We start from the raw sequence: 25,634 nt of genomic DNA, 5'->3' as shown, positions 1-25,634 counted from the left end.
AGAGCCTGTCTGGCGCTGGGGGGCGCGTCAACCTTGATCTCCATGGGCCAGTCGTGCCTGATTGGGCGCCATGAGCTCAGACTACAAGCAAGCGCTGCGCGCGCTTCAGGTGCGGCTGGTACGCATGCAGCGGCGCATCATCGACGAGGGACTTCGGGTATTGGTGCTGTTCGAGGGGCGTGACACCTCGGGCAAGGACGGTGTGATCAAGCGCATCACCCAGCACTTGAGCCCGCGCGACCTGCGAGTGGTCGCCTTGGGCAAACCCTCCGACCGCGAGACGTCGAGCTGGTACTTCCAGCGCTACGCCCATCACCTGCCCGCCAACGGCGAACTCGTGCTCTTCAACCGCAGCTGGTACAACCGCGCCGGGGTGGAGCGGGTGATGGGGTTCTGCAACGACGAGCAGCACGAGCGCTTCCTGCGCCAAGTGCTGCCCTTCGAGCGGATGTTGGTCGACTCGGGCACGATCGTGCTGAAGTACTACCTCGATATCTCCCGCGACGAGCAAGCCGAGCGCCTGGCCGCGCGGCGGGAGGATCCCCTGAAGCAGTGGAAGATCAGCCCGATCGACGCCGTCGCCCTCGAGCACTGGGACGGGTACACCCACGCGCGGGACGAGATGCTCACCCGGACCCACACACGGGAGATCCCCTGGTGGGTGGTGCGCACGAATGAGAAGCGCGAGGCGCGCCTCAACGTGATCCGCCACCTGTTGCGCGAAGTCTGCCCAGATCTCGCCCCGGAGCCCCCAGATGCACCGGAGGGTCTGCTCGATGAGAAGGTGCTGTTCGCCTTCGGCCCCGAGCGCCTGCCCGGCAAGGATCGGACGAACGGCGACCTGACCACCCTCGCTCCCTAGATCAGCTGGAGCTGAGGCCCTCGCCCCTCCCTTGCAGCAACTCGTGCAGCGCCTGCGCGGCCCGCTGGCTGGCGCCCCGGCGCAGGATTCGGTGGAGCCGTTCGTAGGTGCTGGTCAACCTGGCCCTTGCATCGGATGATGCCTCTAGCTGTTCGAGCACGGCAGCGCCGAGGGCCTCACCGCTGACCGCCTCCTGCATGATCTCGGGCACCAAGTCCGCGCCCGCCAGCAGATTGGGCAAGGAGAAGCGCTCGGTGGTCATCAGTTTCAATCGTCTCGCCACCCAGGCGCTCACCGGCGATACGCGATAGCACACCACCATCGGCCGCTTGATGAGCAGGGCCTCGAGGGTGGCCGTACCCGAGGCCAGCAGCACCACATCGGCAGCCGCCATCACCTCGCTCGCACGGCCGTCGATCAACGCGAGGGGCAGGGGCGACCCTGGCTGCTCTGCGAGGAGGGTCTCGAAGGTGCTGCGCACGGTCGGGTTTGCCATCGCACTGACGAAACGCACCGCCGGCCGACGTGCCAACAGCCAACGCATGGCGTCCCCCAGGGGCTGCGCGAGCCGGCGAACCTCGCCCTCGCGACTGCCGGGCAATACCGCGACGACGGGCGACTCATCGTCCGACGGCAGGCCCAGCGCCGCGCGAGCGCGGTCAGGATTGCTGGTCATTGGCACTCGGTCAGCCAACGGATGGCCGGTGAAGGTGGCACCCACACCATGCTCCGCGTAGAACTCCGCCTCGAAGGGCAACAGGCAGAGCACGTGATCCACGCTCTCCCCGATACGCTTCACGCGCCCGCTGCGCCAGGCCCAGAACTGAGGGCTCACGTATTGCACGGTGCGCAGGCCACTCACGCGCGAGCGCAGGCGTCGGGCGAGGCCGAGGTTGAAGTCCGGGGAGTCTATACCGACGAAGAGATCTGGCGCGGCCGCCGCGATCTCGCGCAACAGGCGCGAGCGCAGGCGAAGCAACCTCGGCAGATGACCTATCACCTCCGCTAGGCCCATCACGGCGATCTCCTCGCTGTCAGCGAGCGCCTGGCAGCCTAGGGCGCGCATGCGCGGCCCAGCCATGCCGAACACGTGGGCCTTCGGGTAGCGCTCTCGAAGCGCTTCGATCAGATCGGCCCCGAGCGCATCACCGGACGCCTCACCGGCCACGAGCGCGATCCGAGGAGAGCGCTGGTCGGTCATGGACGCCTACCGCGGGAGCGCGCTAGCGAATGATGCTGCGCTGGGTGTCGCGCAGGAAGTCGACCAGCGGTTGCAGCTCGGGCTGCTCGCCGACCACCGCATCGAACTGCTCCAAGGCCTGCTCCAGGCGCAGCTCGCTGCGATAGAGCACCTTGAAGGCGTTGCGGATGTTACGAACCTGCTCGGCCGTGAAGCCTCGGCGCTTGAGGCCTTCGCTGTTCACCCCCCGCGGCTCGCCCAGATGCCCGGCCGCCATCACGTAGGGGGGCACATCGCGCGAGAGGCCACAATCCATCGCCGTGAAGGCGTGACAGCCGATGCGGCAGAACTGATGGACCTTGGTGAAGCCGCCGAGCACCGCGTAGTCGTCCACGGTCACGTGGCCCGCCAGGGTGGTGTTGTTGGCCATTACCGTGTGATCGCCGACCAGGCAGTCGTGGGCGATGTGCACGTAGGCCATGATCCAGTTGCCATCGCCGATGCGGGTGACCCCACCGCCCCCGCTGGTGCCGCGGTTGATGGTGCAGTACTCACGGATGGTGTTGTCCGCTCCGATCTCGAGACGACTGTCCTCATCGTCATCGAACTTCTTGTCCTGGGGGTCGCCGCCGATCGCCGCGAAAGGGTAGATGCGCGTGCGAGGGCCGATGGTGGTCGGGCCCTCGATGACGGCGTGGGCACCGATGCGGCCGCCCTCACCGATCTCGACCTCAGCGCCGATCACCGCGTAGGGGTCGACCTGTACCGAGTCATGTAAACGAGCCTGCGGTGAAATCACCGCGCGCTCATCTCTCAACTGCCGATCTCCACCCGTGCAGCCATGATCTCAGCCTTCGCGGCGACGTCGCCGTCCACCTCTGCCACCGCATCGAAGCGCCAGATGTTCTTCACCGTGCGCAGGGAGCGCACCCGCAGCGTGAGCGTATCCCCAGGTTCCACGGGACGCTTGAAGCGGGCCTTATCGATCCCGCAGATGTAATAGAGCACGGTCTCGTCCGGCACGCCGAGGGTCTGGAAGGCGAGCAACCCAGTCGCCTGCGCCAGCGCCTCGATGATGAGGACCCCCGGCATGACCGGTCGATGGGGGAAATGCCCCGTGAAAAACGGCTCGTTGATGGTGACCTGCTTGATCGCCACGAGGTGGCTGTTCGCCTCGCACTCGAGCACCCGATCGACGAGAAGAAACGGGTAGCGATGTGGCAGCTGGCTCATCACCTTGTGGATGTCCATCACCGGCTTCTGCCCCTGCTCTCCTGCTGCCATCGTCTCCCCTTCCGCCTAGTTGTCGTTGCGAGTGGTCACCTGTTTTTCCAGGCGCTTCACGCGGCTCGCCAAATCATCGAGCTGCTTGTAGCGCGCGACGCCGCGCGCCCAGCGCTTGTTCTCTTCGACGGGAATGCCGCTGGAGTAGACGCCGGGACCGGCGAGCGACCTGGTTACCATGGTCATGCCGGTAACCACCACGTCATCGCCGATCTCGATATGGCCGTTGAAGCACGCTGCGCCGCCAATCATACAGCGTTGGCCGATTCGCGTACTGCCGGAGATACCAACGCAGGCGGCGATCACCGTGTGATCGCCAATGCTGACGTTGTGCGCCACCTGGATCAGGTTGTCCAAGCGCACGCCGTGGCCGATGACCGTGTCGCCGATGGCACCGCGGTCGATGGTGGTGGAGGCCCCGATCTCCACGTCGTTGCCGATCCGTACCCCGCCGATCTGGGGCACGCCGATCCAGCCTTCGGCTGTGCGCGCCATGCCGAAACCGTCCGCGCCGAGCACGACTGCCGGGTGCAGCACCACCCGATCCCCGAGCGTGACGTCGTGACAAAGCGTGACGTTGGCCGCCAGCCGGCAACCGGCACCCAGTCGGGAGCTGGCGCCGATCACGCAGCCTGCGCCAACGACGCTGTTGGCCCCGATCTGGACCTCATCCTCGATGACGACGTTGGGGCCGATGGCCACGCCCGACCCCAGCTCGACGCGCTCTCCGATCACGGCGGAGGGGTGCACCCCAGCGCTCGGTCGCGTCCGCGGGTAGAGCCAATCCGCGATGCGGGCGTAGGTGACGTAGGGGTCGTCGCTGATCAGCGCATCGACCGGACAGGCGTCCAGGTGCCGGGGCTGGAGCACCACGGCGCCGGCACGGGTCGAGGCGAGTGCCCCCGAATAACGAGGGTTGGCGAGAAAACTGAGGGCATCCTCACCAGCATCGCCGAGGGTGGCGACGCGAGCGATCATGCGCTCCGGGTCTCCCCGGAGCGATGCACCGGCGCGCACGGCCAGGTCACCCAAGCGGAGCGCTAGCGGCTCCCCACGCACGCCAGTGGCCCAGTGATCAGCGGGCGTTCTTCTCCAGGGCCTTCAACACCTCGTCGGTGATGTTGGCCTTGTCGCTCGCGTAGAGCACGCCTTCGCCGACCAGCAGATCGTAGCGCTTGCTCTTCGCGTAGTCCTGAACCGCCACCAACAACTCGCGCTGCAGCCTGCTCAGGGATTCGTTGCGGGCGATATTGAAGTCTTCCTGGAGCTCGCGCTCCTTGCGCTTGTAGTCGAGCTCGCGGCGCTTGATGTCGGCTTCCTTACGCTCGCGCTCGCTCGCTCCCATCACCGGGCTGTCGCGACGGAAGTTCTCCACTTCACGCTGCAGCGCCTGGCCCTCGTTCTGCACTTCCTTCAAGCGCGGCGCGAACTGTTGGTTCAGCTGCTCCTGCACGGACTGGGATTGCGGAGCGGCCTCCACCAGGCGGGCGAAATCCACCACGCCCACCTTCAGGTCGGCGGCGGTGGCAGCGGTCGTGGCGCAGAGCATCAGCGCAACGCTCAGGAACATGGCTTTGGTCGCTTGTCGCATGAGGTATACCTCTGTTTTCCTTTTCATTAGGTAATAAGCGTGGGCAGCAATCAGAACGTCTGGCCCACGGAGAACTGGAACCGCTCGACTTCGTCTAGAGGACCCGCGTTGAGCGGGACGGCGAGACTGAACCGGAAGGTACCGAGGGGCGCTAGCCACTCGACGCCGACACCGACGGAGCTGCGCAACTCGTTCAGATCGAATCCGAAGTCAGTTCGGTTGGCGCTGGGCGTGCTGCAGGACGTACCCACCAGGTTGCCATTGTCCGCCCGTGCCGTACAGAAGTCAGTGTCGCCTTCGTAGAAGATGTTGCCGATGTCGTAAAAGATGGCAAACCGCGTGCTATCGCCGAAGTTCTCGGGCGTCGGCACCAGCAGTTCGAGGTTGCCTACCACCTTGACGTTACCGCCGTAGGGGTTGTTGAACGAGTCACGAGGCCCGAGGAAGCCGTTGCGATAGCCACGTACCGAGCCCGGTCCACCGGCAAAGAAGTTCTTGAACGGTGGCAGGTCCGTCGTCTCGTTAAGGGGCTGACCATAGCCCAGCTCCGCGTTCGCGCGGATGCCCCAGCGGCCCGGCAGGTTGATGTACTTCAGGTAGTCGTAGCGCGCGGTGAAGTACTCGACGTCGCTCACTTCGGGCGCGGTCACGCCGAGCGTCAGGCGCTGGCGGCTGCCGCGGGTAGCGAAGATCACGCGGTTACGCGTGTCACGGCCCCAGCCCAGGAACGCCTCGATGGTGCGGAAGTTGGTGCCGAAGAACCCGTCCGCCACCTCGAAGGTATCGCCGTTGTTGAGCACGAAGGCCCGCGCCTGCTCGGCGCTGAACTGGCCCGTGACGAGATCCGCACTCTGGAACGCCAAGCCGTAGCGGAAGAAACCGAACTCTGAGATCGGCACACCAAACTCGAAGCTCGCGTTGATGGTCTCGGTGGAGAAGTCCGACGCGCCGATGATGAACTGGGTGGAATCGCGGTAGCCGAGCCCGAGCGTTAGCTGCACACCGTCCTTGGTCCAGTAGGGGTTGGTGTGCGAGACCTGCGCGGAGGTCACGAACTGGCCGAGGTTGAGGTCCGCGGCGAGGCGGGTGCCGCGGCCGAGGAAGTTGGTGTGCGTGAAGTTACCGTTGAGCAGGATACCCTGCGTGCCGGAGAATCCGATGCCGCCGCCGAACTGTCCGGGCAGGCCTTCCTCGATCTCCATTTCCACATCGACCAGGTCGTCCGAGCCCGGCACGGGCACGGTCTCCGTGGATACGTTGGTCACGAAGGGCAGGCGTCGCACGCGCTGCTCCGAGCGCTCGAGCTGCACGTTGGAGAGGTAGCCCCCCTCCAACTGACGCATCTCGCGGCGGAACACATCGTCATCGACGGTGGTAGTGCCATTGAAGTTCACCCGCCGCACGTACACACGCTTACCGGGCTCGACGAAGAAGCTGATCGCCACCTCGCGGGTCTCGGGGTTGATGTCGGGAATCGGGTTGATGTTGGCGAACGCGTAACCTTCCTGCCCCAGCCTGTAGCCCATCAGCTCCGTGCTCTGAGTGACCTGCTTGCGCGAGAAGGTCTCGCCCGGCCGAGCCAACACCAGCCCCAACAGATCCTCCTCGGGCACGACGAGATCGCCCGTCATGCGCACTTCAGAGACGGTGTAGCGCTCGCCCTCTTCGATGTTCACCGTGATGAACATGTCCTGCTTGTCCGGCGAGATGGCCACCTGAGTGGATTCGATCTCGAAGGAGGCGAAGCCCCGATCCATGTAGAAGGAGCGCAGACTTTCGAGGTCGCCCTGCAGGGCCTCACGGGCGTAGCGATCGCGCTTGTTCAGGAACGAGAGCAGCGTGGGCGTGCTGAGCTGAAACTCATCCAGCAGCTCCTTGTCCTTGAAGTTGTCGTTACCAACGATATTGATCTGCCGGATACGGGCTCGCACGCCCTCTTCGACGAAGACCTGGATGCTGACGCGGTTGTCCGGCAGATCGGTCACCGAGGTGTCCACCGTGACGCCGTACTTGCCGCGTTCGAAGTACTGCTGGGTGAGGAACTGGGTGACGCTATCGAGGACGGAGCGATCGAAGGAGCGGCCAGGCGAGAGGCCCACCTCACGCAGTGACCCGAGAAGATCCTCGGTCTTGATATCCTCGTTACCGCTGATGTCGAAGGACGCGATCGACGGGCGCTCGCGCACCACCACGATCAGCGTGTTGCCATCGCGGCGAAACTCGATCCCATCGAAGAACCCCTGCGCGTAGAGCGCACGGAAGGCTTCGCGAAGGCGCACGGGGTTGAGCTGATCACCGATGTTGATAGGCAGGTAGTTGTACACCGTGCCTTCGGAGATTCGGCGCAAGCCCTCCACGCGCAGGTCCTGCACGGTGAAGTTGGCGTTGGCCGCGACCTGGGCGAAGGACGGTGCCGAGAGGCACACGAGCAAGCCCATCAGGAGGCCGCCCAATACCGCCCTCGCCTTCCGTGGCGCGAGCAAATGCATCATCCGATGAGCCTCGACAGATCGTTGTACAAGGCGAGGGTCATGAGCGCTAACACGGCGAATATCCCCACTTGCTGACCGAGCAGCTGAACGCGATCGGACAGGGGACTACCCCGCACACCCTCTATCGCCGTAAACACAATTTGCCCGCCGTCCAGCATCGGCACGGGCATCAGATTGATGAGCCCGAGGCTAACGCTGACCAGCGCCAGGAAGCGCACGAAATCCACGAAGCCGCTGCGGAAGGTATCCCCCGCATAGACTGCGATGTTGATCGGCCCCGAGAGGTTCTCCATCGACACCTGTCCGAAGAGCATGCGTCGGAACAGATCGAGGGTCAGGCTGGTCATCTCCCAGGTTTTGGCGGCCGCGTTGCGGGCCGCCGTGACCGGGCCGAAGCGCTGTTCGGACCACAGCTGATCGATCGTCTCGCGAGGCAGGGGGGCTGCCGCCACGCCCGCGTAGCCGACGCGCTGCTCGCCCTCCACCTGCTCGCCGAGGGTGATGTCCAGAACCGCTTCGCTACCGTCGGCGCGGGTCACTGCAAACGAGGTGCTACGGCCAGGGAAGGGACGCACCTGATCGACGAAGTCGCTCCACGTCTCCACGCGAGCGTCGCCCACCGCCACGATCCGGTCGCCTGGCGACAGGCCGGCACGCGCCGCCGGGCCGTCGCTCGGCACTTCGCCGATGATCGGGGGTACGTCGGGAAACCAGACGTTGAGGCCGAGTCCCGGCAGCAGTTCCCCCGGTCGGGTCAGCTCGCGCAGGGAAGCGGTGGGTCGCAGCACCACGAACTCGCGACCGCTGGCGCCGGCGCGCTGCACCGTCAGCGGCACCTCGCCGTCGTCGAGCACGGTGCGGTAGATCGCGAGCAGTGCGCCTTCCCAGGTCTGCACCTCGTTGCCGTCCACCGCGACGATCAGGTCCTCCTCCTGGAGGCCTGCGACAGCGGCGGGCGAGCCCGCCTCGGCGGCGCCGACGAAGGGCCGCAAGCCCGGCATCCCGACGAGGAAGATCAGCCAGAAAGCGGCGATCGCAAACAGAAAATTCGCGGCGGGCCCCGCCGTGAGGACCGCGATGCGGTGCAAGGGCGGGCGGCGATTGTAGGAGCGGTGGACCTCGTGCTCAGGGATCGGCCCCTCGCGCTCGTCGAGCATCTTCACATAGCCGCCGAGCGGGAGGCTGCCCAGCACGTACTCCGTGCGGTCGGCGCCAGCCACGCGGCGTAGGAGAGGCTTGCCAAAGCCCACGGAGAAGCGCAGCACCTTGAAGCCCAGACGCCGAGCCATCCAGTAATGGCCATACTCGTGCACGGCGACCAGCAGGCCGACCGCGAACAAGAAGGCAAAGACGTAGGTAAGTATCGTCATCGTGTCACTCGAGACCGGTTCTTACTCAGACGCGCGGGAGCCCATTCGCTCGCCGCGCAAACGCGACAGTATAAGGGCTTAGCCGCGCAAACCTCACCGCTGGCCTCACCGCTGGTTGCCAGACTCAGACCCGTCGCGTGCTGCGTTGGTTCCGGCCGCTGGCGCTTCACGCGCTACCCCCTGCGACGGCCAGCCACAGGGCCCAGGCGGGTGCCGTCGCGCAAAAACTGTCGATACGGTCGAGCACCCCACCGTGGCCAGGGAGCAAGGTGCCACTGTGCTTGACGCCCGCCCGGCGCTTGAAGAGGCTCACCGTCAGATCGCCCAGCACCGAGACCAGAGCGATCACCACCGCGGCGAGGAGGAACCACGGCGGCGTCGGCACCGGTAGCACGCTCAGCAGCAGCGCCAGCAGCACCGTCCACGCCACACCGCCCGCCAAGCCCTCCAGCGTCTTTCCGGGGCTCACCCGGGGCAGTAGCCGTCGGCGCCCGAAGAGCCGACCTATCGTATAGGCCCCGATGTCGGCCGCCACGGTGAGGCCGATGATGGTCAACATCGCCCAGGCACCGGAGGACTGCGCATGCACCGCGCCCAGTCCCAGCCAGGCCGGCACCAGGCAGAGCACCCCCGCCAAGGCTACGGCCCAACGCTGCCAGCCCGTGCGCGGCGTCGCCCCATCCACCGCTTCGTCGATACCTTCCGCGCCAGCCCGCAGCACGATCACCAAGGCGAGGCACCACCATGCGGCAGCGATCCACCAGATCGACACGCCAACGCCCGGATCCTGCGCGGTGGCAAACCAGCTGAGCACCATGATGAGCGCGATCACAACAACATAAAGCGCGCGGACCACGGGGCTCAGGCGCTGATCGATCAGCGCACCCCACTCCCAGGCACCGGCGAGCACCAGCAGGCCGATCAGCAACACCGCCGACCAGCGAGGCCCCAGCAAGATACTGGCGCCGACCGCCGTGGCCAGCGCGATACCGGTTAGCGCACGCTTGATCAGCACCGCCTGAGCCTTGGGTGTCGACGATGCGGGCGCACCATGGGCGGGCGAGCGCGCCGCCTACGCGCCAGGAGCCTGACCGACTAGGCGCCCAAAGCGGCGCTCTCGGTGCGCGAAGAATTCGAGGGCCTCATCGAGAGCCGCCGCATCGAAGTCCGGCCATAGGCAATCGGTGAAGTGCAGCTCTGTGTAGGCCAGATTCCACAACAGGAAGTTGCTCACGCGACGCTCGCCACCGGTGCGAATGAAGAGGTCCGGATCGGGCAGCTGGGTCAGCTCCAAGCGCTCGTGCAGGTGCTCCTCGCCGATATGATCGGGGTCGAGCTTGCCGTCGCGGGCGTCGGCGGCGAGCTGCTTGGCCGCCTGGGTCAGATCCCAGCGTCCGCCGTAGGACACGGCGATAACCAGGCGCAGACCTGAATTTTCACGGGTGGTCTGCTCGGCCTCGACCATCAGCTTTTGCAGCTGCGGATTGAGGGCGTCGCGATTGCCGATGAACTCCAGGCGCACATCGTTGCGGTCCAGTTCGGCCACCTCGTTGCGCAGCGCCTCGGCGAATAAGGTCATTAGGAGACCCACCTCGCGTCGGGGCCGCTCCCAGTTCTCGCTGGAGAAGGCGAACAGTGTGAGCGTCTCGATGCCGCGCTCGGCACAAGCTCGCACCACCGCCCGCGTCGCCTTCACACCCGCGCGGTGTCCGGCACTACGGGGCAGAGAGCGGTTGGTGGCCCAGCGGCCGTTGCCATCCATGATGATCGCGACGTGCCGAGGCAGGGCGCCCGGCTCGCGCGGTAGGGGTGCGTTGGCTGCACTGGCCGGCGTACTCACCGGTCAGACCTCCATCAGCTCGGCTTCTTTTTCCGAGAGCACATCGTCGATTTGCGCGACGTACTTGTCCGTGAGCTTCTGCGTCTCCTCCTGAGCCCGGCGCTCATCGTCCTCGGTGATCTCCTTCTCCTTGGCGAGCTCCTTGAAGTCCTGGTTGGCGTCCCGTCGGATGTTGCGCACGGCCACGCGCGCAGCCTCCGCTTCCTGGCGCACGAGGCGCGTCATCTGCTTACGGCGCTCTTCGGTCAGGGCGGGGAGGGGCACGCGGATCACCGTGCCGGCGCTCGAGGGGTTGAGCCCCAGGTCGCTGTCGATGATCGCTTTCTCGATCACCGACACCATGTTCTTGTCGAAGGGCGTGACGCTCAGCGTTCGCGCATCGGCGGCGGCGACGTTGGCGGCCTGATTCAGGGGCACGCTGGCGCCGTAGTAGTCCACGCTCAACCCATCGAGAAGGCTCGGATGGGCCCTGCCGGTTCGGATCTTCTTCAGGTCCGAACGCAGTGCTTCGACGCTCTTGGCCATACGCTCGGCGGCGTCTTTTTGAATGTCTTCGATCATTCGTCACTCCAGGCGCGTCATCCTTGACACATCAAGGACCGCGGCGCCAGATCGCTACGCGTCAGCTACCGCGGATCGTTGGTCAGAAGCGTCCCCACGTCTTCACCCCGCACGATGCGCTCGAGGCCACCGGGATTGTGCAGATTGAACACGCGCAGGGGCAAGTTGTGTTCACGACACATCACGATTGCCGTCGTGTCCATGACGCGCAGATCATCGGCGAGCACCTGATTGAAGGACAGGCGCGGGTAGTGCTTGGCGTCCGGCGTGGTCATCGGGTCAGCCGAGTACACACCGTCCACCTTGGTCGCCTTCATCAGCAGATCCGCACCGATCTCGGTGGCGCGCAGGCTGGCCGCCGTATCCGTGGTGAAGAAGGGGTTGCCCGTACCGGCCGCAAACACCACCACACGACCCTTCTCCAGATGGCGAATTGCCCGGCGTCGGATGTAGTCCTCGCACACCTCGTTGATGCGAATCGCGGACATCACCCGGGCCGTCACGCCGCAAGATTCCAGGGCATCCTGCATGGCGAGGGCGTTGATGACCGTGGCGAGCATTCCCATGTGATCGCCAGTCACCCGGTCCATGCCGGCGCGTGCCAAGCCGGCGCCGCGGAAGATGTTGCCGCCGCCGATGACGACGGCCACCTGCAGACCTAGGGAGACCACATCGTGGATCTCCCCGGCGATGCGCTTGAGCACCGCCGGGTCGATTCCGTAGTCGACGCCACCGAGCAGCGCCTCGCCGCTGAGCTTCAACAGCACGCGACGGTAGATCAAGGGGCCGTTAGCACTCATCCAGTTGGCAGCTCCAAGGTGCCCTGACGCCTACGCTCAGTTGCCGCCGCTGAGGGCGGCCACTTCGGCGGCGAAGTCATCGCCACCCTTCTCGATGCCCTCGCCCACCTCAAAGCGCTGATAGGCGCTCACGGTGGCCTTGGCACCGGACACAAGCTTCTTCACGGACACATCGGGGTCCTTGACGAAGGGCTGGCCCATGAGGGTGATCTCGCCCAGGAACTTACGCAGGCGACCCTCGACCATCTTCTCGATGATGTTGGCCGGCTTGCCGGACCCCTCCGCCTGGGCGATCAGGATCTCGCGCTCCTTGGCGACGGTGTCACCGGGAACCGCGGCCTCATCGAGAAACTGGGGCTTGGCAGCAGCCACGTGCATCGCCAGATCCTGGCCGAGTTGCTCATCGCCACCCTGGTAGGCCACGAGCACGCCGATGCGCCCGCCGTGAGAGTAGTGGGCGATGGCACCGTCGCTCGCGACTTGGGAGATGCGGCGCACGGTGATGTTCTCGCCGACCCGAGCGGTCAGCTCGCGACGAGCCTCGTCCACGGTCTTGCCGTCAGCGAACTCGGCGCCCGCGAGCGCCGCCACGTCTTCGTTGCCCAAGCGCAGGGCGACGGCGGCGACGGCGTGCGCGAAACCGCGGAAATCATCGCCATTGCCGACGAAGTCGGTCTCGCTGTTCACTTCCACGAGCACGGCTTGCTTGCCGCTGTCAGCCACCGCCGCGGCGATGACGCCCTCGGCAGCGACGCGGCCAGCCTTCTTGTCGGCCTTGGCGATGCCGGCCTTGCGCAGGTTCTCGGCAGCGGCGTCGAGGTCGCCCTCGGTCTCCACCAGTGCCTTCTTGCACTCCATCATGCCGGCGCCGGTACGCTCCCGGAGCTGGCGCACCATGTCAGCGCTGATCTTCATGTCCTGATATTCCTCAGCTGGGGCCAAAGATGCCGCGCCGCCGTCGCAACGGCGCGCGGTGTGGCGTTCTCTCTCATCCCGCCCACCGGCGATCGCCGTGACCGGCGGCCGCCGCGGGCGGTAGCAGGCGTGATGGCTTACGAGGCGCTCGCGTCGCCGTCGCCGCCCTTATCCTCTGCTGGCGCTGCCGCCGCCGGCGCTTCCGCTGCCGAGGCCTCGCTGGCCGGCGCCGGGGCAGGCTCTGCACTCGCCGCCGCACGGCGAGCACCGCCGCCGCTGCCGCCGCCACGACGCTTGTTGCCACGACCGCGGGCGTCGCGACGACCGTTGTCGCCCGCCTTGCGCGGCTTACCGTCCTCATCGAGTTCGACGAAGTCGTCCTCACCACCGAGATCGAGCGCCGGCGAGGACTCGCGACCCTCGAGCACCGCGTCGGCGATACCCATGGTGTAGAGCTCGATGGCGCGCATGGCGTCGTCGTTGCCCGGGATAGGGTAGTCCACGCGCTCGGGGGAGCAGTTCGTGTCCACCACCCCAACCACGGGGATGTTCAGCTTGCGCGCCTCGTTCAGCGCGATCGTCTCGTGACCGACGTCGACGATGAACAGGGCATCGGGCAGGCCGGGCATGTTCTTGATACCGCCGAGGCTGCGCTCCAGCTTCTCGAGCTCGCGGCGACGGTTCAGGGCTTCCTTCTTCGCAAGGCGATCGAAGGTGCCGTCCTCGAGCTGGGTCTCCAGCTCCTTCAGACGCTTGATCGACTGACGCACCGTGCGGAAGTTGGTGAGCATACCGCCGAGCCAACGGTGGGACACGAAGGGCATGTCACAGCGGGACGCTTCGCGAGCGAGCGTATCGCGCGCGGCGCGCTTGGTGCCCACGAACATGATCCGACCGCCGTTGGACACCATGTTCTTCACGAAGCCCGCCGCTTCCTGATACAGGGGCAGCGTGCGCTCGAGGTTGATGATGTGGATCTTGTTGCGTTCGCCGAAGATGTAAGGAGCCATCTTCGGGTTCCAGTAGCGAGACTGGTGGCCAAAATGCACACCGGCCTCCAGCATCTGACGCATGGAAGGAGTAGCCATCTGATTTTCTCTCCGGGTTAGGCCTCCACACGCCCCACCCGGAAACCCGCGGACCCTTGCAGGATCGGCCAGGCACCCAACCGGAGTGTGACGACGTGTGTGAGAAGTGTTGGCGGCTGCTGGAGCCACCGGTTGCTGCTATGCCAAAATGGCGGGCGCTTTATAGCACGGAATCCCCTCAGCGACAATCGGTTCGGTACCCAAGTTCGAATATGGCGATTAGCATCAAGTCCCCGGAAGATCAGGAAAAAATGCGTGCAGCGGGAGCGGCCGCGGCACAGGTACTGGACATGATCGGCGAGCATGTCAGCCCCGGTGTGACCACAGATGAGCTCAACGACATCTGCCACCGCTACATCACCGAGCAGTTGGAGGCGATTCCCGCGCCCCTGAACTACAAGGGATTTCCCAAATCGATCTGCACATCGGTCAACCACGTCGTGTGCCACGGCATCCCGTCGAACAAGAAACTGCGGGCCGGCGACATCGTGAATATCGACATCACCGTGATAAAGGACAGCTTCCACGGCGATACGAGTCGTATGTTCTACGTCGGCAAACCGGCGGTGATCGCCGACCGGGTCTCGAAGGTGGCCCACGAGGGCATGCGGCGGGGCATCGAGCTGGTCCGCCCCGGCACCACCCTCGGCGACATCGGCCACGCGATCCAGACCTTCGTCGAAGGGGAGAACTGCACCATCGTGCGCGAGTACTGCGGCCACGGCATCGGCCGGATCTTCCACGAGGAGCCGCAGGTTCTGCACTACGGCAAGCCAGGCGCCGGCGTCACCCTGGAGGAAGGCATGACCTTCACCATCGAACCCATGGTCAATGCGGGCAAGCGCCACGTGCGCCTGCTCCCCGACGGCTGGACGGTGGTGACCAAGGACCACTCGCTCTCAGCTCAGTGGGAGCACACGATCCTCGTCACCCGCGACGGCTTCGAGGTCCTGACGCTCGGATCCGCCGGCGACATCTGATCGATGGCGCCACTCTACTCAGCCGAACCTGGCCTCGCCGCGAGCACCCTCGCCGGCGATAGCGCCGCCAAATGGCTGCCGCGGGAGACGCTCGACCGTGCGGCGAGTGCGCCTCAAGAGGAGTCGATCACCTTATTTCGCGAGGCCTTGGCCTTCGGCCATAGCGAACTACACCGACGCTTCGAGGCCGGTGACAGCATCGAGTCGCTGGTGCGCGGCCGCGCCGCCCTGGTGGACGAAGTGCTCACCCGCATCTGGCACCGCGTGTTCGACGCCTGTGAGATGCCCATCGCGCTGATCGCCGTCGGTGGCTACGGCCGCGGCGAGCTCCACCCGTGCTCGGACATCGACATCATGCTGCTGCTGCCCGACGGCGCCTCGCCGAAGGACAAGCAGGATCCCATCAGCCAGATGATCACCACCCTGTGGGATGTGGGCCTGGAGGTCGGCCACAGCATCCGCACCGTGCGCGACTGCGAGCGCGAAGCGCGCAGCGACGTCACCGTGGTCACGGCCCTGATGGAGTCGCGCTGGCTGGCGGGGGCGTCGGAGCACTTCGCCCGCATGCAGGAGGCGATCAGCCCGGCCCGCATGTGGCCCTCCACGGCGTTCTTCGAAGCGAAGACCGAGGAGCAGGCCCAGCGCCACGCGCGCTACCACGACACGGCTTACAACCTCGAGCCCAACGTCAAGGGCAGCCCGGGCGGTCTGCGCGATATCCAGACCGTCGCCTGGGTGACCCAGCGCCACTTCAACACCTACACCCTCGACCAGCTCGCCGATCAGGGATTCCTCACGCCGGACGAATACCAGGCCCTGCTCTCCGGACAACGTTTCCTGTGGCGCATCCGCTTCGCCCTGCACCTGGCCAGCGGCCGTCGCGAGGACCGCCTGCTCTTCGACCTGCAGACTCGCCTAGCGAAGATGTTCGGTTACGAGGACGCCAGCTACACGCTCGCTGTCGAACAATTCATGCAGCGCTACTACCGCACCGTGAAGGAGCTCTCGCGCCTGAACGATATGCTGCTGCAGATGCTGCGCGAGGCGATCATCGACGCCGATGCCGATCAGGCGCCGACGCCGATCAACGAGCGCTTCGAGATCCATCGCGACTACATGCGCGTGCGCCATGAGGGCGTGTTCGCGCAGGAGCCCTCGGCCCTGCTCGAGATGTTCCTCATCCTGCAGCAGCACTATCACCTGCGCGGGCTTAGCGCGAGTACGATCCGCTCCGTGCGCAAGAATCTGCACCTGATCGACGAGGAGTTCCGCCAGAACCCCCGCCACCATCGGATGTTCGTACAACTGCTGCGAGCGCCCGAGGGCGTGACCCGCGAGCTACGCCGCATGAACGCGCTTGGCGTACTCGGGCGCTACATCCCAGCCTTCGGTCGGGTGGTAGGACGCATGCAGTTCGATCTCTTCCACACCTACACCGTGGACGAGCACACGCTGTTCGTGCTGCGCAACCTGCGCCGCCTGGCCCTCTCGCGCTTCGATGAGGAGTTCCCCGACGTCAGCGATGTCATGCAGGCGCTGCCGAAGCCGGAGATCGCCTACCTCGGCGCCCTCTTCCACGATATTGCCAAGGGCCGCGGCGGTGACCACTCGGAGCTGGGCGCGGTGGACGCCGAGGCCTTCTGCCTCGAGCTCGGCCTGCCGCGCTACGACGCGCGCCTGGTCGCCTGGTTGGTGCGCCACCACCTGCTGCTCTCGGTCACGGCGCAGAAGAAGGACATCAGCGATCCGGAGGTGCTGCACGAGTTTGCGTCCGTGGTCGGGGACGAGACCCACCTGGACTACCTCTACGTGCTCACCGTGGCGGACGTTCGCGGCACCAATCCCAAGCTCTGGAACTCCTGGAAGGCCTCGCTCTTCCGCGAACTGCACCAGGCCACGCGCCGGGCCCTGCGCCGGGGCCTGGAGAATCCGATCGACCGCGAGGAGCTGATCGAGCAAACCCAGGAGGCGGCTCGGGAACAGCTGCTCGAGGGTGGGTTGGAGCCGGAGGCGATCGACAGCGTGTGGGATCGCTTCACGGACGAGTACTTCCTGCGCCATTCGCCGCAGGAGGTGATCTGGCACAGCAACCGTCTCGCTCCGCTCGCCATGGATGGCGCCGAGTCGCTCATCGCGGTGGCTCGTGAGCCCAAGCGCGGCGGCACGGGGGTGCTCATCTACAAACCCTACTCGCCCGCCAACTTCGCTCGCTCCACGGCGGTGTTCGCCGAGTTGGGACTGAACGTGTTCGAAGCCCGCCTCTCGGTGGTCGCCAACCAGGCGAGCCTCGACACCTACGTGGTGTTGGATGAGAGTGGCAACACCCTCGATGACGCAGCCCGCGTGAGCGAGCTGGAACAACGCCTGCGCCAAGCGATGACCGGCGATAGCCTCGAGCCCGCCGTGTCGCGCAAGACCCCGCGTCGCGTGCGCCTGTTCTCCACCCGGACGCGCATCGACTTCGCCACCGACGCACGCGCCGGGCACACGGTGATGGAGCTCGTCGCGCCGGATCGCCCCCGGCTGCTCTTCGATGCGGGCACGGCCCTGCGCGAGGCGGGCGTGCAGCTGCACACGGCCAAGATCTCCACCATCGGCGAACGTGCCGAGGACGTGTTCATCCTCACGGACGAGTCGGGCGCGCCGCTCTCGGACGCTGCCTGCGCGCAGCTCAAGGAGCTGCTGCTGAGCGCACTGCATGAGCCCGACGACGCCCAGCAGCGCACCCGGGGCACGGGTGCCTGAGGAGCCAGGCGCCGCCGGCGGCATCGTCCACGCGTCGATGAACCCCCGCCTTGGCCAGCTCCACGACTACCCCTTCGAGCGCCTCGGGAAGCTCCTCGCAGGCGTGGAACCTCCCGCGGCGCTGGCGCCGATTTCGCTCGCCCTCGGCGAGCCCCAGCACGCCGCCCCCACCTTCGTAGTGCAGAGCCTGCAGCGCCATCTCCACCAGCTGACGCGGTATCCGACCACCACGGGCCTCCCGGCCCTGCGTGAGGCCATCGCGCAATGGCTGCAAGCCCGATTCGAGCTGACGGCGGTGGACCCTGAGCGACATGTGCTTCCCGTCTGCGGTACCCGAGAGGGTCTCTACTCTTGCCTGCACGCCACGCTGGATTCCAGCGCTGGCAAGCACCCCACGGTGGTGGTCCCCAACCCTGGCTATCAAATCTACGAGGGCGCGACTCTGCTCGCGGGCGCTCGTCCGTGGTACCTCGCACTCGAGGAAGACGACGGTTGGGCGGTGAATCTCGACCGCGTGCCGGAGCACGTCTGGCGTGACTGCCAGTTGTTGGTGCTATGCACGCCCGGCAACCCCACGGGGGCAGTCGCCGACCTAGCGACCCTCAGGCACGCGATCGAACTCGCCCACCGCCACGACTTCGTCGTCTTCAGCGATGAGTGCTACAGCGAGCTCTACCTCGATGAGTCGGCACCCCCAGCGGGCCTGTTGGCGGCGGCCACCAGCCTTGGCGAGGACACCTTCGCCCGCTGCGCCGTCTTCCATTCACTCTCCAAGCGATCGAACCTACCGGGGCTGCGCAGCGGTTTCGTCGCCGGCGACGCCCGCCTGATGAGCGCATTTCGCCGGTATCGCACCTACCACGGGTGCGCCATGCCCCTGCCGACCCAGCACGCGAGTATCGCCGCCTGGGGGGACGAGGCGCACGTTCGCGAGAACCGCGCCGCCTACCGCGAGAAGTTCGCCCTCGCCCGCGCCCACCTGCCGGCCGCCTTCGATGCCGCGATTCCCCCGGCGAGCTTCTACCTCTGGGCACGGCCACCGATCGACGCGGAACGCTTCGCGCGCGAGGCGTGGGCGCGACAGGCGCTCAAGCTCCTGCCGGGCGCCTACATGGCGCGTCGCGACGACTCCTCCGGCCGCATTCCAGGCGCAGATCGCGTGCGCATTTCGCTGGTCCCGACCGTGGAGGCTTGCACGCAAGCGCTGCAGCGCTTGCGCGCTCTGCTCGACGCCCTCGCTCCAGTCACACCGTGATGCGAGGCGCCGCATCACGAACACTCAAAGCCTAGGAAAACTGCTAATGGAAGCACAGCGACAGCTGATCGAAGATGCCTTTGAACGGCGCGGGGACATCACGCCTGCCAACGCAGATCCCGCCCTGGTGGAAGCCGTGGAATCGGTATTCGACGGGCTCGATGAGGGCAGTCTGCGCGTGGCCGAACCGGTGGACGAGGGTTGGCGGGTTAACGAATGGCTGAAGAAGGCGGTGTTGCTGTCCTTCCGCCTGCGCGACAACGCGGTGAGCGACGATGGTGTGAGTCGCTACTACGACAAGGTGCCCCTGAAGTACGAAGACTACGACGAGGGCCGCTTTCGCCAGGAAGCGGTACGGGTCGTGCCGCAAGCCGTAGTGCGACGCGGCGCCTACGTGGGGCCCGATGTCGTGCTCATGCCCAGCTACGTCAACCTCGGCGCCTACGTGGGCGCAGGGTCCATGATCGACACCTGGGCGACGGTCGGTTCCTGCGCGCAGATCGGCCGCAACGTGCATCTGTCAGGAGGCGCCGGTATCGGCGGTGTCTTGGAACCCCTGCAGGCGGCACCGACCATCATCGAGGACGATTGCTTCATCGGCGCGCGCTCGGAGGTCGTCGAGGGCGTGCGAGTGCGCCAGGGGGCGGTGATCGCCATGGGCGTATTCATCGGTGCGAGCACCCGCATCTACGACCGCGAGCGCGACGAGGTGAGCTACGGCGAAGTGCCGCCCGGCGCGGTGGTGGTGCCCGGGTCCCTGCCCGCGGAGGATGGCCGCTATGCCCTCGCCTGCGCGGTGATCGTCAAGCGCGTAGATGCGAAGACCCGCGCCAAGGTGGGCCTCAACGAGCTGCTGCGCACGACATGAGCAGTTCGTCCGCCCTGCAAGACGCGGCCTTCGCCCTTACCTGCGAGCTCATCGCCCGTGCGTCGGTCACGCCGCAGGACGCGGGCTGCCAGGCATCGATCGCCGAACGCCTGCGTGCCCTTGGCTTCGAGGTCGAGGACATGCCCTTCGGCGAGGTCAGCAACCTGTGGGCCCTGCACCCCGGCGGCGCGGACACGCCGGCGGATGCCCCCGTCCTGTGCTTTGCCGGCCACACGGACGTGGTACCCACCGGCCCCCTGGAGCGCTGGACCAGCCCGCCCTTCGAGCCGACCGTGCGCGAGGGCAAGCTCTACGGACGGGGCGCAGCCGACATGAAGTCCGGCGTTGCCGCCATGGTGACAGCCTTCGAGGCCTGGATCGCCCGCACCTCGGGCCGCGGCCGCCTGGCGATTCTGCTCACCAGCGACGAGGAAGGCCCGGCCCGCGACGGCACCCGCCGCGTCATCGAGGCCTTGCAAGCGCGCGACCAACGCATCGATTGGTGCGTGATCGGCGAGCCCTCCTCCCAGGGCGCGCTGGGCGACATCGTGCGTGTGGGCCGGCGGGGCTCGCTGACCGGACGCCTGCGCGTGATCGGCAAGCAAGGTCACGTGGCCTACCCCCACAAGGCGCTCAACCCTATCCACGAGGCGGCACCGGCGTTGGCCGAACTCGTCGCCACGCGCTGGGACGAGGGCAACGAGTACTTCCCGCCAACCAGCTTTCAGATCGCACAGGCGCAGGCTGGCACGGGCGCCAGCAACGTCATCCCCGGCCACCTGGATGTGGTGTTCAACTTCCGCCACAGCACCGAGTCCACGGTCGATGCCCTGCAGCGGCGCGTGCTGGAGACGCTGGGTCGCCACGGCTTGGGTGACCGCGTCGAGCTCACGTGGGACGACCCGCCGTCGCCCCCCTTCCTGAGCAAGGCCGGTGCGCTCGCGGACGCGGTGCGCGAGGTGCTTCCCAGGCACACGGGCACGGCGCCCACGATGGACACGGGCGGCGGCACCTCCGATGGACGCTTCATCGCGCCTGCCGGCATCGAGGTAGTAGAGCTGGGGCCGGTGAACGCCAGTATTCACCAGATCGATGAGCACATCGACGTGCAGGACATCGGTCGGCTCACCGCCATCTACCTGGATCTTATCGAGACCCTGATCGGCTGACGCTCAGCCGAAGCGGCCGGTGATGTAGTCCTCGGTTAGCTTGTGCAGAGGATTGGTAAAGACCCGATCCGTCTCCCCCACCTCCACCAGGTGGCCTAAATGGAAGTAGGCCGTTCGCTGGGACACGCGGGCGGCCTGCTGCATCGAGTGGGTCACGATGGCGATGGTGTAGTTCTGGCGTAGCTCGTCCATCAGATCTTCGATCCGCGCGGTGGCGATCGGGTCGAGGGCGGAGCACGGCTCGTCCATCAAGATCACCTCGGGGCTCACGGCGATCGCGCGGGCGATGCACAGGCGCTGCTGCTGGCCGCCGGAGAGCCCGGTGCCCGGTGAGTCCAGCCGATCCTTCACCTCGTCCAGCAAGCCGGCCTTCTCGAGGCTGGTGTGCACGATCTCGTCGAGTTCGGCCCGGCCGCTGGCAAGGCCGTGGATCCGCGGCCCATAGGCGACGTTCTCGTAGATGGACTTAGGAAAGGGGTTGGGTTTTTGAAAGACGATACCGATCCGCGCCCGCAGGGCCACCGGGTCCACCGTCCTGTCGTACACATCGTGGCCGTCGAGGCGGATGTCCCCCTCCACGCGACACCCCTCAATCGTGTCGTTCATGCGATTGAGGCAGCGCAGGAGGGTCGACTTGCCGCAGCCTGAGGGACCGATCATGGCGATGACCTGGTGCCGCCCGATATCGAGGGTCACGTTCTTGATCGCGTGCTTATCGCCGTACCACACGTTGACGTTCTTGGCGGAGATCCAGGGATCGCGCAGGGTCGGCGTACCGACCGTACCGGTTTCCAGTGCGTCCTGGTTAACCGAGTCCAGCATCATTCAGCTCCGCTCAAAGCGCCGGCGCAGGTACACCGCCAGGCCGTTCATCGTGATCAAGAAGACCAGCAATACCATGATGGCGGCGGAGGTTCGCTCGACGAATGCCCGCTCCGGGCTGTCGGCCCAGAGGTATATCTGTACCGGCAGCACCGTCGACGGATCGGTCAGGCTGCCCGGCACATCCACCACGAACGCTACCATGCCGATCATCAACAGTGGCGCTGTCTCGCCGAGGGCGCGGGCCATGCCGATGATCGTCCCCGTGAGCATGCCGGGCATGGCCAACGGCAGAACGTGGTGGGTGACGACCTGCGTCCTCGAGGCGCCCAAGCCGAGCGCCGCATCTCGGATCGAGGGCGGTACGGTCTTCAGGGCCGCGCGACTGGAGATGATGATCGTGGGCAAGGTCATCAGGGAGAGCACCAGGCCGCCGACCAGGGGCGCGGAGCGCGGTAGGCCGAACAGATCGATGAAGAGCGCCAGGCCCAGGAGACCGAAGACGATCGACGGCACCGCCGCGAGGTTGTTGATGTTCACCTCGATGACATCGGTGATGCGGTTCTTCGGTGCGAACTCCTCCAGGTAGATCGCCGCGGCCACGCCGACCGGAAACGACACCAGCAAGGTCACCAGCAGGGTCAGCGCCGATCCCACCGTCGCCCCCAGGATTCCGGCGAGTTCCGGGTTGCGCGAATCCCCGCGGCTGAACAGCGCCAGATTGAAGCGTCGCTTGATGCGCCCCTGCGCCTGCAGTTCGTCCACCCAGGCAAGTTCCTTGGTCGACAGGCGGCTGGGCGTGGCGGCATCGTCGCGATCGACGTAGCCCTTGACGAGCAGATCGACCTCCTCGTCCGCCGGTAGCCAAAAGCGGCGTTCAGTGCCGAGCGCCTGCGGATGACTCAGCAGGTAGTCGCGTACGCGGTAGGTGGCCCCCATCGAGACCAGACGATAGAGGTTGCGCCGATCTCGACGAGACTCATCGGGGAAAACACGATCGAGGGCGTCTCGGACGAGGCGCCCGTAAGCGGCCTGCGCCAGCGCATCGGCCGAGGCGTCACCGCCCGGTGCCAGTAATTCGGCATCGAAGCGGATATCGAGCGCCATGTGGGTCTGCGTGAACGCGGGCAAGCCCTGGTAGACGACACTGCTCAACAAGATGACCAGAAAGCCTAACCCTACCGTTAGCGATGCTACCCCAGCCAAGCGGAACATCTTCTCTGCACGATGACGCTTGGCGAGCCGCGCCTGCACACGACGCGCCGCTTCTTGCGGATCGAGCAGCCCCTCGATCCCGCCCGCCGGGCGGGCGGTGACGCCGGTCGGCTCTACGGTGGAGCTACTCATACTGCTCCCGGTATCGGCGCACGACCTGCAGGGCCACCACGTTCAGCAGCAAGGTGACGATGAACAGCACGAGCCCGAGGGCGAAGGCGGCGAGGGTCTTCGGGCTGTCGAACTCCTGATCCCCCACCAGCAGGGTGACGATCTGCACGGTCACGGTGGTGACGGCTTCCAGGGGGTTGGCTGACAGGTTTGCGACCAGGCCAGCCGCCATTACCACGATCATGGTCTCGCCGATCGCCCGTGAGGCGGCCAGCAGCACGCTGGCCACCACCCCTGGCAGGGCGGCGGGCAGCACCACGCGCACGACGGTCTCGGAGCTCGTGGCGCCGAGCCCGAGGGAGCCGTCGCGCATGCCCTGGGGCACGGCGGAGATCACATCGTCCGAGAGGGAGGAGACGAAGGGAATGATCATGATGCCCATCACGAGCCCCGCCGCCAGCGCGCTCTCCGAGGCGACGGGCAAGCCGACGCTCATGCCCACGTCGCGAATGAAGGGGGCCACGGTGAGGGCTGCAAAGAAGCCGTAGACCACGGTGGGGATGCCGGCGAGGATCTCGAGCAGAGGTTTGGCCACGGCCCGCATCCGGGGCGTCGCGTACTCGGCGAGGTAGATGGCGGACATGAGGCCGACGGGCACCGCCACGGCGAGAGCGATGATGGAAATCAGCAGGGTGCCCGCAAAGAGCGGGATCGCCCCGAAGGACCCCGACTCACCGTCCTGGCCCTCCCGACTCGGCCACCATTCCAGACCGAACAAGAACTCCGTCAGGGGCACGGCCTGGAAGAAACGCAGGGCCTCGAGCAGGACTGACAGCACGATCCCCAAGGTGGTGAAGACCGCCACCGAGGAGCTTGCGATGAGCAGGCCCTGCACGACTTGCTCGACGCGGTTACGGGCGCGCAGCTGCGGGTTGATCCGCTGCACCACGAGCCAACCGAAGAAGGTGGCCAGACCGAGCACGGTGACGAGCAAGGCGATCTGTCCGAGGCGTTGCCAACTCGCATAGTCGGCCGCCGCCGCCGCCATGGCCGGTGTCACCTCGGCGAAGACCTCCCGCCCCTGCGCCAGCTGGCGGACGTTGGCGGCGAGGGCGCTGCGCTCGTCAGCACTGAGTTGGGGGGCGGTGGCGGGTAGGCTGTCGATCAACAGGGAGTCCAGCAACACGGGCTGTAGCGTCGTCCAGATAACGGCCACCAGCAGCGCCGGCAGCACGCACCACAGGGCCGTGAGGGCGCCGTAGTAGCCGGGTCGAGAGTGCAGCTGGCGGACCTTATCGAGGCCGCCGACAGCGCTCACGGCACGCTGCGAACCTATCCGATAGGCAGCGATCCCTAAGCCGACCAGGAGCAGGAACAGAATCATCACGACTCGGGCAGTCGTAGCGGTGTCAGGTCAGCGGCCCGCTGGGCCACATCGCGGCGGTGCCCATCGGCCAGGGGAATGAGCCCGCGATAGGAGAGATAGCCGAACTCGCCACTCGCATCCTCACCGGTGAACTCGGCGAGGAACTCGCGCAAGCCGGGCACCAGGCGCACGTGGCGCTTCTTGACGTAGAAGTAGAGCGGCCGGGAGACGGGGTAGCTGCGGTTGGCGATGTTGGCGAAGGTGGGGGTGACCCCGTCCACCGGGGCCGCCTGCACCTGATCGAGATTCTGGTCGAGGGAGCTGAAGCCGAAGATACCGAGCGCCTGCGGATTGGCGTTCAGCTTCTTCACGATCAAATTGTCGTTTTCGCCAGCTTCCACGAAGTGCCCGTCTTCGCGCATCGCGTGGCAGAGGACACGAAAGCGACGCTCGTCCGTGTGGGCAAGCGCTGCGATCCATCCAGCGGAGTGCTTGCAGCCATCCTCCATCGCGAGTTCGACAAAGGCGTCTCGCGTGCCCGAGGTCGGCGGCGGACCGAATACTTGGATCTCCCAGTTCGGCAAGGCCGGATCGATGTCGCTCCAGAACCGATGAGGGTTGTCGATGAGCCCATCACCGTCGGGCACCTGCTTGGCGAGCGCCAGAAAGATGTGCGCGCGGGTCAGGGCCGGCGGGGGATTGGCCCGGGAGAGGCCCATGACGATCCCGTCGTAGCCTATGTTCACCTCGACAATGTCATCGACGGCATGACGCTCGCACGCGGCCACCTCGGAGGCTTTGATGCGACGAGAGGAATTCACCACGTCGGGGTGTTGAAAGCCGAGTCCAGCGCAGAACAGCTTGATACCACCGCCCGAGCCCGTGCTCTCGATGAGCGGCGTCGGGAACGGCGTCTTCTGGCCGAACTGCTCCGCCACCACCGTCGAGAACGGATAGACGGTGGAGGACCCCACGATATGGATGTGCTCCCGCACGCCCTGCCCGGAGCCGCAGCCCACCATGAGCGGCAGCGCCGCCAACATGACGGACGCGATCAACAGCCTGGCTTGAAGCAGCATCAGCTCCTCGACGACACAACGCACCGGACCCCGCCCGGTCG

23 protein-coding genes are annotated in these 25,634 nt (G+C 66.2%); 6 read left to right on the top strand and 17 right to left on the bottom strand.

The genetic code is table 11. The features are described 5' to 3' along the window. Positions 1-70: 70 nt before the first annotated feature. Entirely contained in the window at positions 71-862 is a 792-nt protein-coding gene (gene ppk2 / locus AAF184_05300; protein ID MEO0421728.1) for a polyphosphate kinase 2, read from the top strand. A gap of 1 nt (position 863) precedes the next feature. Here the strand turns inward: ppk2 and lpxB are convergent, their stop codons facing one another. From lpxB to rpsB, 13 genes are all read right to left on the bottom strand, one after another. Beyond that, positions 864-2,063: a lipid-A-disaccharide synthase gene (lpxB, locus tag AAF184_05295; GenBank protein MEO0421727.1), complete on the bottom strand. Its 1,200-nt coding sequence runs from the start codon at positions 2,061-2,063 to the stop codon at positions 864-866. A gap of 22 nt (positions 2,064-2,085) precedes the next feature. Further along, positions 2,086-2,859 carry an acyl-ACP--UDP-N-acetylglucosamine O-acyltransferase gene (gene lpxA / locus AAF184_05290; GenBank protein ID MEO0421726.1) on the bottom strand — a complete coding sequence of 258 codons (774 nt, stop codon included), beginning with the start codon at positions 2,857-2,859 and terminating at the stop codon, positions 2,086-2,088. Further along, positions 2,856-3,296 carry a 3-hydroxyacyl-ACP dehydratase FabZ gene (fabZ, locus tag AAF184_05285; protein ID MEO0421725.1) on the bottom strand — a complete coding sequence of 147 codons (441 nt, stop codon included), beginning with the start codon at positions 3,294-3,296 and terminating at the stop codon, positions 2,856-2,858. Before fabZ ends, lpxA begins: the two co-directional genes overlap by 4 nt. Before the next feature lie 45 nt (positions 3,297-3,341). Next, a complete protein-coding gene (gene lpxD, locus AAF184_05280) occupies positions 3,342-4,385 on the bottom strand; it encodes a UDP-3-O-(3-hydroxymyristoyl)glucosamine N-acyltransferase (GenBank protein MEO0421724.1) in 1,044 nt (347 codons plus the stop codon). 16 nt (positions 4,386-4,401) lie between these two features. Continuing rightward, positions 4,402-4,917 (bottom strand): OmpH family outer membrane protein, encoded by a 516-nt coding sequence (locus AAF184_05275; protein ID MEO0421723.1) that lies wholly within the window; start codon positions 4,915-4,917, stop codon positions 4,402-4,404. A gap of 50 nt (positions 4,918-4,967) precedes the next feature. Continuing rightward, positions 4,968-7,370, bottom strand: a complete 2,403-nt coding sequence (bamA, locus tag AAF184_05270; GenBank protein MEO0421722.1) for an outer membrane protein assembly factor BamA — start codon at positions 7,368-7,370, stop codon at positions 4,968-4,970. Between the two features lie 35 nt (positions 7,371-7,405). Beyond that, on the bottom strand, positions 7,406-8,779 hold the full coding sequence (gene rseP, locus AAF184_05265; GenBank protein ID MEO0421721.1) for an RIP metalloprotease RseP: 1,374 nt from the start codon (positions 8,777-8,779) through the stop codon (positions 7,406-7,408). 166 nt (positions 8,780-8,945) lie between these two features. After that, positions 8,946-9,794, bottom strand: coding sequence for a phosphatidate cytidylyltransferase (locus tag AAF184_05260; protein MEO0421720.1), 849 nt, complete (start codon positions 9,792-9,794; stop codon positions 8,946-8,948). Between the two features lie 57 nt (positions 9,795-9,851). After that, positions 9,852-10,619: a polyprenyl diphosphate synthase gene (gene uppS / locus AAF184_05255; GenBank protein ID MEO0421719.1), complete on the bottom strand. Its 768-nt coding sequence runs from the start codon at positions 10,617-10,619 to the stop codon at positions 9,852-9,854. A 3-nt stretch (positions 10,620-10,622) separates the two neighbouring features. Next, a complete protein-coding gene (frr, locus tag AAF184_05250; protein MEO0421718.1) occupies positions 10,623-11,180 on the bottom strand; it encodes a ribosome recycling factor in 558 nt (185 codons plus the stop codon). A 65-nt stretch (positions 11,181-11,245) separates the two neighbouring features. Beyond that, the gene (gene pyrH / locus AAF184_05245) at positions 11,246-11,980 is read right to left on the bottom strand and encodes a UMP kinase (GenBank protein ID MEO0421717.1); all 735 of its coding nucleotides are present in this window, start codon (positions 11,978-11,980) and stop codon (positions 11,246-11,248) included. A gap of 36 nt (positions 11,981-12,016) precedes the next feature. Next, the gene (gene tsf / locus AAF184_05240) at positions 12,017-12,895 is read right to left on the bottom strand and encodes a translation elongation factor Ts (protein ID MEO0421716.1); all 879 of its coding nucleotides are present in this window, start codon (positions 12,893-12,895) and stop codon (positions 12,017-12,019) included. Between the two features lie 137 nt (positions 12,896-13,032). Further along, positions 13,033-13,983 (bottom strand): 30S ribosomal protein S2, encoded by a 951-nt coding sequence (gene rpsB, locus AAF184_05235; protein ID MEO0421715.1) that lies wholly within the window; start codon positions 13,981-13,983, stop codon positions 13,033-13,035. 212 nt (positions 13,984-14,195) lie between these two features. On the opposite strand from rpsB, the gene map reads away from it, so the two are divergent. From map to dapE, 5 genes are read left to right on the top strand one after another with little or no spacing between them, the layout of a single operon-like run. Beyond that, a complete protein-coding gene (gene map, locus AAF184_05230) occupies positions 14,196-14,963 on the top strand; it encodes a type I methionyl aminopeptidase (GenBank protein MEO0421714.1) in 768 nt (255 codons plus the stop codon). Positions 14,964-14,966: 3 nt separating this feature from the next. Further along, a complete protein-coding gene (glnD, locus tag AAF184_05225; GenBank protein ID MEO0421713.1) occupies positions 14,967-17,708 on the top strand; it encodes a [protein-PII] uridylyltransferase in 2,742 nt (913 codons plus the stop codon). Between the two features lie 37 nt (positions 17,709-17,745). Continuing rightward, a complete protein-coding gene (gene dapC / locus AAF184_05220) occupies positions 17,746-18,963 on the top strand; it encodes a succinyldiaminopimelate transaminase (protein ID MEO0421712.1) in 1,218 nt (405 codons plus the stop codon). Positions 18,964-19,009: 46 nt separating this feature from the next. Beyond that, a complete protein-coding gene (gene dapD / locus AAF184_05215; GenBank protein ID MEO0421711.1) occupies positions 19,010-19,831 on the top strand; it encodes a 2,3,4,5-tetrahydropyridine-2,6-dicarboxylate N-succinyltransferase in 822 nt (273 codons plus the stop codon). Continuing rightward, the gene (gene dapE, locus AAF184_05210; GenBank protein ID MEO0421710.1) at positions 19,828-21,000 is read left to right on the top strand and encodes a succinyl-diaminopimelate desuccinylase; all 1,173 of its coding nucleotides are present in this window, start codon (positions 19,828-19,830) and stop codon (positions 20,998-21,000) included. Before dapD ends, dapE begins: the two co-directional genes overlap by 4 nt. Before the next feature lie 3 nt (positions 21,001-21,003). Here the strand turns inward: dapE and pstB are convergent, their stop codons facing one another. Genes pstB through AAF184_05190 form a run of 4 tightly spaced genes read right to left on the bottom strand, consistent with a single transcriptional unit; the run spans position 21,004 to position 25,557 of the window. Beyond that, entirely contained in the window at positions 21,004-21,822 is an 819-nt protein-coding gene (gene pstB / locus AAF184_05205; GenBank protein ID MEO0421709.1) for a phosphate ABC transporter ATP-binding protein PstB, read from the bottom strand. A 3-nt stretch (positions 21,823-21,825) separates the two neighbouring features. Further along, entirely contained in the window at positions 21,826-23,169 is a 1,344-nt protein-coding gene (gene pstA, locus AAF184_05200; protein MEO0421708.1) for a phosphate ABC transporter permease PstA, read from the bottom strand. Then, positions 23,162-24,532 carry a phosphate ABC transporter permease subunit PstC gene (gene pstC / locus AAF184_05195; protein ID MEO0421707.1) on the bottom strand — a complete coding sequence of 457 codons (1,371 nt, stop codon included), beginning with the start codon at positions 24,530-24,532 and terminating at the stop codon, positions 23,162-23,164. The genes pstA and pstC overlap by 8 nt, the downstream gene beginning before the upstream one ends. Continuing rightward, positions 24,532-25,557, bottom strand: coding sequence for a substrate-binding domain-containing protein (locus AAF184_05190; protein MEO0421706.1), 1,026 nt, complete (start codon positions 25,555-25,557; stop codon positions 24,532-24,534). Before AAF184_05190 ends, pstC begins: the two co-directional genes overlap by 1 nt. Positions 25,558-25,634: the final 77 nt, after the last annotated feature.

It is taken from the genome of Pseudomonadota bacterium (genome assembly GCA_039815145.1).
In the GTDB taxonomy this organism is placed as follows: domain Bacteria; phylum Pseudomonadota; class Gammaproteobacteria; order Steroidobacterales; family JBCBZW01; genus JBCBZW01.
Note: the sequence above shows the minus strand (reverse complement) of the source record. Positions and strands in the feature narration are given on the sequence as shown.